Genomic DNA, 9,051 nt, shown 5'->3' with positions numbered 1-9,051 from the left:
AACCTTGACGGAGTTTTTCGTAGAAAAGATGGTGCTTCGAGTACCTAATGTAGAGACTTCTACAGCTTTCTATCAACAACTACCTGGCTTAGAAGATTATTTAGAGTTAGAAGCATCAGATGGTCCGGACCTTACACTAGCAAATGGACAGACTTGGGACCTTTGTCAGGTCAAGGTCATTTTAGAGCCATTTGTAGCAAGTGAACTAGCCTCCTGCTTTGGAGATCAGGTAACTTTTGTACCAAAAAGGCAACAATTTGTCTTGGTTGAGGATCCAAGCAAGATTGAATGGTGGTTCGAAGCCTAAGCAAGTCTTTGGCTGATTGAAATGAGTGAAGAAAAATGGAAAAAATCATCCAAAAAATTCAAGAGCAAATAGGAGCAGGCATCTACCCAGGTGCCTCTCTTGCTCTCTATCAGAAGGGAAGCTGGCAGGAGTATTACTTGGGACTGGCTGATCCAGCCAAGCAAGAGCCAGTTATTGCCGGCTTGACCTATGATTTGGCCAGTGTGAGTAAGGTCGTCGGAGTTGGAACGGTTCTTGCTTTTCTGGTCCAACAAGGGAAAATCGATATCGATCGTCCCTTAGCTTCCTACTATCCGGATATGGAGCAGGCAGAGGTGACCATCCGTCAGCTCTTGACCCATACTTCTGGTTTGGATCCTTTCATCCCCGGACGAGATGACTTGGATGCTGAGGGCTTAAAAGAAGCCCTGCACCGTTTGAAGCTCAAGGACAATCGCCAGTTCCACTATACAGATGTCAATTTTCTTTTATTGGGCTTTCTTCTGGAGAAGTGGTTTGGTCAGGATTTGGCCCAGATTTTTCAGGAGCAAGTTTTTACACCTTGGCAAATGAAGGAGACTACTTTTGGTCCGGTTTCTCAAGCGGTGCCAACCCTTCGTGGCGTTCCAGCTGGCGTCGTCCATGATCCGAAAGCGCGTGTACTGGGAGTCCATGCCGGAAGTGCAGGTCTGTTTTCGACCATTAGAGATATGGAAATTTTCCTGGAGCATTATTTACAGGATCCTTTTGCAGAAATCCTTTCCCAGAACTATGCTTTAGAAGAAGGAAAGACGCGCTCTCTGGCCTGGAATCTGGAAGGAGACTGGTTGGACCATACAGGTTATACAGGAACCTTCCTTCTCTATAATCGTAAGCTCCAGTTGGCAGCTGTTTTCTTATCCAATCGGACCTATGAAAAAGATGAGCGGGCCCAATGGATCCTAGATCGGAATCAACTCATGGAGCTCATCAAAACAGAAATGGAAGGGACCAGTAAAAATCCTTCCTAAGACGGAGAAAGAAGCGTGGTTTAGCCATCGCTTTTTTTCTTTATTTATATTAAAATGGAAGGAGAGAAGATTGTATCTAGCAATCTATAGCAGAAAAGAATGAAGATAACTGAGAGACGTATGACGAAATCGATAGGTGTCGGCCAGGCACATAGCAAGATTATTTTAATAGGTGAGCATGCGGTTGTTTATGGCTATCCAGCTATTGCCCTGCCCCTCCTTCACATTCAGGTCACTTGTCAGATTGTACCTGCGGAGCGTCCGTGGGTCCTTTTTGAGAATGACAGCTTATCGATGGCCGTCTACGCTTCCTTAGAGTATTTGGGGATTGAGAAGGCAGCCATCGCTTGCCGGATTGACTCCATGATTCCAGCTCAGCGGGGGATGGGCTCCTCGGCTGCTGTCAGTATCGCGGCAATTCGGGCAGTCTTTGATTATTTCAAGCGGGATTTGAGTCAAGAAACCTTGGAAATCTTGGTTAATCGAGCAGAAATGATTGCCCATATGAATCCAAGTGGGCTGGATGCCAAGACTTGCCTAAGTGATCAGCCGATTAAATTCATTCGCAACGTCGGTTTTAGTGAGTTAGAAGTTGATTTAGGTGCCAAGCTGGTCATTGCAGATACAGGTATCCATGGCCATACCAAAGAAGCCATTCAAAAAGTCAAGGACTTGGGAACAGTGGCCCTTGCTAGTTTCCATGAAATCGGCCTCCTCACCGAGCAGGCAGAAAAAGCCCTTGCTCAAAAAGATGCTCCCACCTTGGGACGTATCTTAACAGACTGCCATCATCATTTGCAGGCAGTGGGAGTGAGTTGTCCAGAAGCGGATCAACTGGTGGAACTAGCATTAGCGAGTGGAGCCTTGGGAGCCAAAATGAGCGGTGGTGGGCTCGGTGGTTGTATCATTGCCCTTGCTGCAGACCAGGAACAAGCAGAAATCATCGCAAAAGAACTAAAAAATAAAGGAGTGGAGGAGTTATGGATCGAAAGCCTGTAAGCGTGAAATCGTATGCCAATATCGCCATTATTAAGTATTGGGGCAAGGAAAACAGTGAAGCCATGGTGCCATCAACTAGTTCCATTTCCTTGACATTGGAAAATATGTATACAGAGACGCGTCTCAGTCCTTTGGGTGCCGAGGCCAAGGCCCATGCCTTCTACATAGATGGGGTCTTCCAAAATGAAGCGGAGCAGGCCAAGATTGGAGCAGTCATCGACCGCTTTAAACCAGAAGGGGAAACAGGCTTTGTGCGGGTTGATACCAGCAACAACATGCCGACAGCTGCAGGACTTTCTTCTAGTTCTAGTGGTCTATCTGCCTTGGTAAAAGCCTGCAATCGCTATTACCAACTGAGAATGACGCAGGCAGAACAAGCTCAAGCGGCTAAGTTTGCCTCCGGATCATCTTCTCGTTCTTTCTTTGGTCCTCTAGCGGCTTGGGACAAGGATACTGGAGCGATCTACCAGGTGGAAACGGACCTCAAACTGGCGATGATTATGCTGGTGTTAAACGACCAACAAAAAATTCTTTCTAGTCGGGAAGGGATGAAGCGGTGCACTGAAACCTCTAGCAATTTCCAAGAATGGATTCGCCAGTCAGCCCAGGATTACCAAGATATGCTGACTTACCTAAAGGACAATGACTTTGAAAAAGTAGGGGAATTGACCGAACGAAATGCTCTTCTCATGCATTCTACAACCAAGACTGCTAGCCCAGCCTTCTCCTATTTGACGGAAAAAAGCTACGAGGCCATGGATTTCGTGCGCTCTCTTCGAGAGGAAGGGAAACGGTGCTACTTCACCATGGATGCAGGTCCGAATGTAAAAGTCCTCTGTCTAGAAGAGGATCTGGAAGAGTTGGTTCCACTTTTTGAACAAGACTACCGTATTATTGTTTCCAAGACCAAGGATCTATCCCATGAAGAATAAGAAACAAGTTCGAGCAGGTGGGAAGCTGTATATCGCTGGGGAATATTCTATCCTAACCCCAGGACAAACAGCCATTATTCAGTTTATTCCCATTTACATGCAGGCAGATATCCAACCGTCATCTACTTATAGGATTCAGTCAGACATGTTTTCCTTTGCAGTTGATTTGACTCCGCAGGCGGACTATGCCCTGATCCAAGAAACCGTGCATCTGATGAACGCCTACCTCCAGTTACAAGGAGTGGCACTTGCTCCCTTTGATTTAAGTATTGAGGGGAAATTTGAGCGAGAGGGCAAGAAATTCGGGATTGGCTCTAGTGGCAGTGTGGTCTTGTTGACCCTCAAAGCCATGGCAGCTCTTTATGATTTTCCCCTGTCAGCAGACTTGCTCTTTCGTTTGGCCTGTTTGGTTTTGATTCGACGTGGAGACAATGGCTCTATGGGAGACCTAGCTTGTATTGCCTATGAAGGCTTGGTTAGCTACCGCTCTTTTGATAGACGGGAACTGGCTGAGCAATTACAAGATCAGGGTCTGGACCAGATCTTAGCCCTGGATTGGAGATATGAAATCCAGCCTCTGGCCCCTCAGTTGTCCTATACTTTTTTAGTAGGCTGGACCCAGGAACCCGCTATTTCAAGAGACTTGATTAACCAGGTTCGTTCAGCTATTGATTCGGTCTTCTTAGAGAGGACGGAGCAGGCTGTACAAGACCTCTTAGTGGCCTTTCAAGAGGCAGACCGAGACTTGGCCTGGTCTTCTATCAGTCGGGCGAGTGACTTACTTGGATCTCTCAATGAGGTGATTTATACCAAAAAATTGGCCCAATTAAAGAGGGCAGAAGAGGGACTGGAGGCCATTGCAAAATCTAGTGGCGCTGGAGGAGGAGATTGTGGGATCGCCCTCGCATTTGAGGAGGCTGCTGCCCAAGAAATCGTCAGACGCTGGCAAGAAGCAGGGATTGATTTATTATATGCAGAAAGGATGGGAGAGTATGACGACCAACCGAAAGGATGAACATATTCGTTTGGCCTTGGAGCAAACTCCAGGTTACAATAGCTTTGATGAGGTTGAGTTGATTCATTCCTCTTTACCAACTATCGATTTAGATGAGGTGGATTTGAAGACCCATTTTGCGGGTCGTGATTGGGACTACCCTTTTTATATCAATGCCATGACAGGTGGTAGTGCCAAGGCAGGAGAAATCAATCGAAAATTAGCCCAGGTGGCAGAAGCCTGTGGCATTCTCTTTGTGACGGGTTCCTATAGTGCAGCTTTAAAAGATCCCCAGGACAGCTCCTATCGAGTTAAGGACCTTTATCCGGACCTTCTCTTTGCGACCAATATCGGGATTGACAAACCGCTTGAACTGGGCTTACAGACGATTGAGGAGACCCAGCCTCTCTTTCTCCAACTCCATGTCAACCTCATGCAGGAGCTTCTCATGCCCGAAGGGGAACGAAGCTTTAGAAACTGGCAAGACCATTTAGCAGACTATGCAAAGCAATTACCAGTGCCGTTGGTGCTAAAAGAGGTCGGTTTTGGTATGGATGCCGGAACTATCCAAAGAGCCATCGAACTAGGTGTCAGGACCGTTGATATTTCTGGTAGAGGTGGAACCAGTTTTGCCTATATCGAAAACCGTCGGGGAGGCAATCGTTCCTATCTCAATGACTGGGGACAAACAACAGTCCAAGCCCTGCTTGGGGCTCAACCACTGATGGATCAGGTCGAGGTTCTCGCCTCTGGTGGCGTTCGTCATCCTTTGGATATGATCAAGGCACTGGTTCTAGGAGCCAAGGGGGTCGGTCTTTCTCGGACCATTTTAGAATTGGTAGAGACAAAGCCGATTGAAGAGGTCATCGCCCAAGTCAATGCTTGGAAAGAGGATTTACGCCTGATTATGTGTGCTCTTTCTTGTCAGACACTTGCCGATTTGAGAAAGGTTCCCTATCTTCTTTATGGTCGTGTAAAAGAAGGATATGAACAAATCCTCTCCATCCATGATTAACTTGAAGAAACTAACAAAAATCCCTCCGTTTGCACGGAAGGATTTTTTAATTGCTTTGACGAATGTTCTCTAAAATAGCTTGAGCTTTTTCCAGGTTAAAGGGTTTGTCTTCTAACAGGGCTTGGACCACCGGAGCTACCTCTGATGGACTAGCGCCAGCAAGTAGGGCAAGGGACTTAGCTTGGAGTTTCATATGCCCATGCTGAATACCGGTGCTGACCAAGGCCTTAAGCGCTGCAAAGTTTTGAGCCAGGCCGACAGCTACAATGATCCGTGCAAGAGTTTGGGCGTCGGGATTTCCAAGCAGGTCATGAGCCACTTGGACACTTGGATTGAGTCCGATGGAGCCTCCCTTGGTAGCAATGGGCATGGGAAGGGTCAGCTGGCCTTCTAGGACTTGCTGATCTGGATGAGCTATCCAATTAGATAGTCCTTGAGCTTGTCCAGATCGACTAGCATAGGTATGGCCACCTGCTTCAATCGCCCGCCAATCATTCCCAGTTGCCAAGACGACAGCATCGATGCCATTGAAAATTCCCTTGTTGTGAGTCGCTGCTCTATAAGGATCAACAGCCGCTAATTGACTGGCCAGAGCTATTTTCTGAGCGATTTCGGCAGCTTCTTTGGGATCGCGACTGAGGAAGCGGTAGTCTATGTGACAGCTTGCCGTGACCAGGGCATCTGTAGCTAAGTTGGATAGAATAGCCATTAATCCTTGCCCCTCGGATAAATCTTCTAAAGGGTCGACCAGGGCTTCCAACATAGTGTTGAGCATATTAGCCCCCATGGCCTCTTTTGGATCGACAGATAGGTAGCAAATGAGAAAGTCCCCTTTCACCTCTGTCCAGAGATCTCGTGCCCCACCTCCCCGTTTAACGATGGAAGGATAGGCTTGATTGGCCAGTTGGAGCAGTTCTTCTTTAGCTTCTGCAATCGCCTGACTGGCCTTTTCTTTATGGCTAACGTCATAAAGAGCTACTTGACCGATCATTTGACGCTTGTGAACCTGGGTCTGAAACCCACCTGAGCGCTTGATTAGTCCAGCAGCGTAAGAAGCAGCAGCGATGACAGAGGGTTCTTCCGTCACCATTGGGACTTGGATTTCCTGACCATCTACCTGGAAGCCAGGAGCTAGAGCAAAGGGTAAAGCCAAGGTGCCGAGGACATTTTCGACCATTTCATTGGCAAGAGAAAGGGGCAATGTGTCATTGTCCCTTACTGTTTGTAGACCTTCTTCTGAAAGGAGTCCGGCCTGAGCTAGTTTCTCGATGCGCTCTGCTGGACTTGCTTTTGAAAAACCAGTTAATTTAACCATGTTGTTCTACCTTTACATAGGTTCGTTGGTGTTCGTTGATTTCTGATAAGGCATAGGTTTGATCTTGGTAACCTTGGAAGGTTTGATTGCCTTCAGCATCTAATTGTGCCTCTTCGAAGAAGATCTTCTCATATTCGGCAATCGTAAGAGCTTTTCGCTGATCCAATTCTGCCATACGATTTGGATGGAGCATTTGCTCATATCCTTCGACCAAGTGAGCACTAAAAATCTCAGCGACTGCACCACTTCCATATCCATAGAGGGCGATGCGGTCGCCAGCCACTAGTTGAGGCTGATTCTCTAAGAGAGAAAGCAAACCTAGGAAGAGGGAACCCGTATAGATATTCCCAACCTTTTGGCTGTAGAGAATGGATTGTTCAAAATTGTATTGCAATTGGGCTTGTTTCTCAGGAGAAAGACTCTTGTCAAGAATCTTTTTTAAGCCCTTGAGGGCGAGCTTGGGATAAGGCAGGTGGAAGCAGACCGCCGCAAAATCATCCAAGGTTAAGCCAGTCCGTTTTTGATACTCTGTCCAAGTTGTTTTCAAGCAATCCAAGTACTGTTGGGTCGAATAAATCCCATTGACAAAGGGTGTGCTGGAATAGTTGGGACGCCAGAAATCCATAACATCACGGGTTTGAGCTACATTATCATCATTAAAGGCTAGAATACGTGGGTTCTGCGTCACCAACATAGCGACAGATCCGGCACCTTGAGTCGGCTCTCCAGGGGTGTCGATCCCATATTTTGCAATATCGCTGGCAATGACCAAGACCTTGCTCTGTGGGAACTTTTCAACATGAAGTTTAGCATAGTCCAAAGCGGCCGTTGCAGCATAGCAGGCTTCCTTCATTTCAAAGCTCCGAGCAAAGGGTTGGATTCCTAGGAGACCGTGAACGAAAACAGCAGCAGCCTTACTCTGGTCAATTCCTGACTCGGTCGCCAGGATGACCATATCAATTTCTTCTTTTTCTTCTTCGGTTAAAATACTATGGCTGGCACTTGCTCCAAGTGTGACGATATCCTCTGTAATAGGGGCAATACTCAGTTCTTTCAATAAGAGCCCTTTACTGAGTTTTTCTGGATCTGTATTTCGAGCAGCCGCTAGCTCACTTAAGCGCAAGACATACTGGCTGGTCGCAAATCCAATCTTATCAATACCGATTGTCATAAATAACCTCTTTTAATTTGATATCTACTAGTATATTTCGTTACTATTTTACCATATTTGAGATCAAAACTCCCTTGAAAAAGCCAGAACAGTCTGGAAATCATTCTTAGGACCGAGTTGGGCAAGGGGATTTTTTGAAAAAAAGAGGACGAAAAACAAAAAAGGCTGGGACAAAAGTCCTAGCCTCTCAATTGTCTTTGGATTGTCGAGCAAGACGCAGTGGTTGAGTGGGCTCTACTACGCTGAATTCATCAGCTTTTACAGCCCTACTCAACTGTGCGGAGGTGGGACGACGAAATCGAATTCTAACGAATTACCGATTTCTGTCCCACTCACTTCAACTCTTATGCTTGCTTATCTTTCTTAGGGTTACTCATAACCCGTATGAAGAGTTCTTTGCATTTGTCTCTTAGAACATTTTCGTAGAAGACGATTAAAGCGATGTATACAATCAGAAAGTTCAAGGTCAGATAGAACAAGTCAAATGAATTACGGGCATAGATAGTCGCTGATTGATAGGAGGGGAGGGCTCCTAGGATCATCCAAGGAAGATACTTGATATACTTGTTTAGCATCATACAGCACCTCGCATACTTTAAAGGATTTGTTTTTTCACTATCATTGTACTCCTTTTAAATAAAAATGCAAGCGATTACATAGATAAGTTTTGAAAAACCAATGCTAGTTGGCATTGGTCATTTTTCTTTTTTGATGGCGTTGATAAGAATGGTAGAGTTTCAAGACGACAGACCCGCTAGCCATCCCGATAGAGATGACCAAGGCTAGAATAACCACCAAGGTTACGCTGGTCATGGCTTGCCGATATTGGCCGCTAACAAAGAAGGAGGTGGTCCGATAGGAAATATATCCAGGAACCAAGGGAGCAAGAATAGCCAGCATAAAGACAACGACAGGTGTCTTATAGATAATACTTAAAATTTGACTGATACAAGAACCCACAATCGCTGCAATAAACGTCGCGACAATAACATTGGTAGGTCCTTTCAAGATATAGTAGAGCAACCAGATAGCCATTCCTAGAACTCCTCCAGGGACTAACATCGAGCGTTGCACGTTGAGGACGATTAAAAAAGTGATGATGGCAATCAAACTAGCCACCGCTTGGATTAAAAATTCGATTAGATTCATGATTCTATTTCATAAGGACAAGAGCGACGGTCGTTCCGGCACCAAGGGCAAGAGTAATGAGCAGGGTCTCAAAGAGTTTACTCATCCCAGAGTTGAGGTGGTTGTTCATCAGATCCCTGACGGCATTGGTCATGGCAATCCCAGGAACGAAAGGCATGACACAACCGGCAATAATGAGAT

11 protein-coding genes are annotated in these 9,051 nt (G+C 46.2%); 6 read left to right on the top strand and 5 right to left on the bottom strand.

Features of this window, described 5'->3' with window-relative positions:
- The 6 genes from ACLOR3_RS01875 to fni all read left to right on the top strand — a co-directional run.
- A partial coding sequence (locus ACLOR3_RS01875; RefSeq protein ID WP_412036934.1) for a CppA C-terminal domain-containing protein occupies positions 1-307 on the top strand: 307 nt, incomplete at its 5' end.
- A gap of 35 nt (positions 308-342) precedes the next feature.
- Entirely contained in the window at positions 343-1,296 is a 954-nt protein-coding gene (locus ACLOR3_RS01870) for a serine hydrolase domain-containing protein (protein ID WP_048715756.1), read from the top strand.
- Between the two features lie 120 nt (positions 1,297-1,416).
- Complete coding sequence (mvk, locus tag ACLOR3_RS01865; protein ID WP_048715759.1) at positions 1,417-2,295, top strand: mevalonate kinase; 879 nt, start codon at positions 1,417-1,419, stop codon at positions 2,293-2,295.
- On the top strand, positions 2,277-3,227 hold the full coding sequence (gene mvaD, locus ACLOR3_RS01860; protein ID WP_154854471.1) for a diphosphomevalonate decarboxylase: 951 nt from the start codon (positions 2,277-2,279) through the stop codon (positions 3,225-3,227). Before mvk ends, mvaD begins: the two co-directional genes overlap by 19 nt.
- A complete protein-coding gene (locus tag ACLOR3_RS01855; RefSeq protein WP_048715762.1) occupies positions 3,217-4,242 on the top strand; it encodes a phosphomevalonate kinase in 1,026 nt (341 codons plus the stop codon). The genes mvaD and ACLOR3_RS01855 overlap by 11 nt, the downstream gene beginning before the upstream one ends.
- Positions 4,220-5,236: a type 2 isopentenyl-diphosphate Delta-isomerase gene (gene fni, locus ACLOR3_RS01850; protein WP_154854474.1), complete on the top strand. Its 1,017-nt coding sequence runs from the start codon at positions 4,220-4,222 to the stop codon at positions 5,234-5,236. The genes ACLOR3_RS01855 and fni overlap by 23 nt, the downstream gene beginning before the upstream one ends.
- A 46-nt stretch (positions 5,237-5,282) precedes the next feature.
- Here fni and ACLOR3_RS01845 read toward each other — a convergent pair whose 3' ends face one another.
- The 5 genes from ACLOR3_RS01845 to ACLOR3_RS01825 form a co-directional block, all read right to left on the bottom strand.
- Positions 5,283-6,551 carry a hydroxymethylglutaryl-CoA reductase, degradative gene (locus ACLOR3_RS01845; RefSeq protein WP_154854477.1) on the bottom strand — a complete coding sequence of 423 codons (1,269 nt, stop codon included), beginning with the start codon at positions 6,549-6,551 and terminating at the stop codon, positions 5,283-5,285.
- Positions 6,544-7,722: a hydroxymethylglutaryl-CoA synthase gene (locus tag ACLOR3_RS01840; protein WP_154854480.1), complete on the bottom strand. Its 1,179-nt coding sequence runs from the start codon at positions 7,720-7,722 to the stop codon at positions 6,544-6,546. The genes ACLOR3_RS01845 and ACLOR3_RS01840 overlap by 8 nt, the downstream gene beginning before the upstream one ends.
- Positions 7,723-8,066: 344 nt before the next feature.
- A complete protein-coding gene (locus ACLOR3_RS01835) occupies positions 8,067-8,297 on the bottom strand; it encodes a hypothetical protein (RefSeq protein ID WP_023027278.1) in 231 nt (76 codons plus the stop codon).
- Between the two features lie 106 nt (positions 8,298-8,403).
- Positions 8,404-8,871, bottom strand: a complete 468-nt coding sequence (locus ACLOR3_RS01830) for a threonine/serine exporter family protein (RefSeq protein WP_023027277.1) — start codon at positions 8,869-8,871, stop codon at positions 8,404-8,406.
- A gap of 4 nt (positions 8,872-8,875) precedes the next feature.
- On the bottom strand, positions 8,876-9,051 hold a 176-nt coding region (locus tag ACLOR3_RS01825), incomplete at its 5' end, for a threonine/serine exporter family protein (protein WP_412036987.1).

This window comes from Streptococcus intestinihominis, assembly GCF_046824975.1.
Lineage (GTDB): Bacteria > Bacillota > Bacilli > Lactobacillales > Streptococcaceae > Streptococcus.
This window is presented reverse-complemented; position numbering and strand designations above follow the sequence as displayed.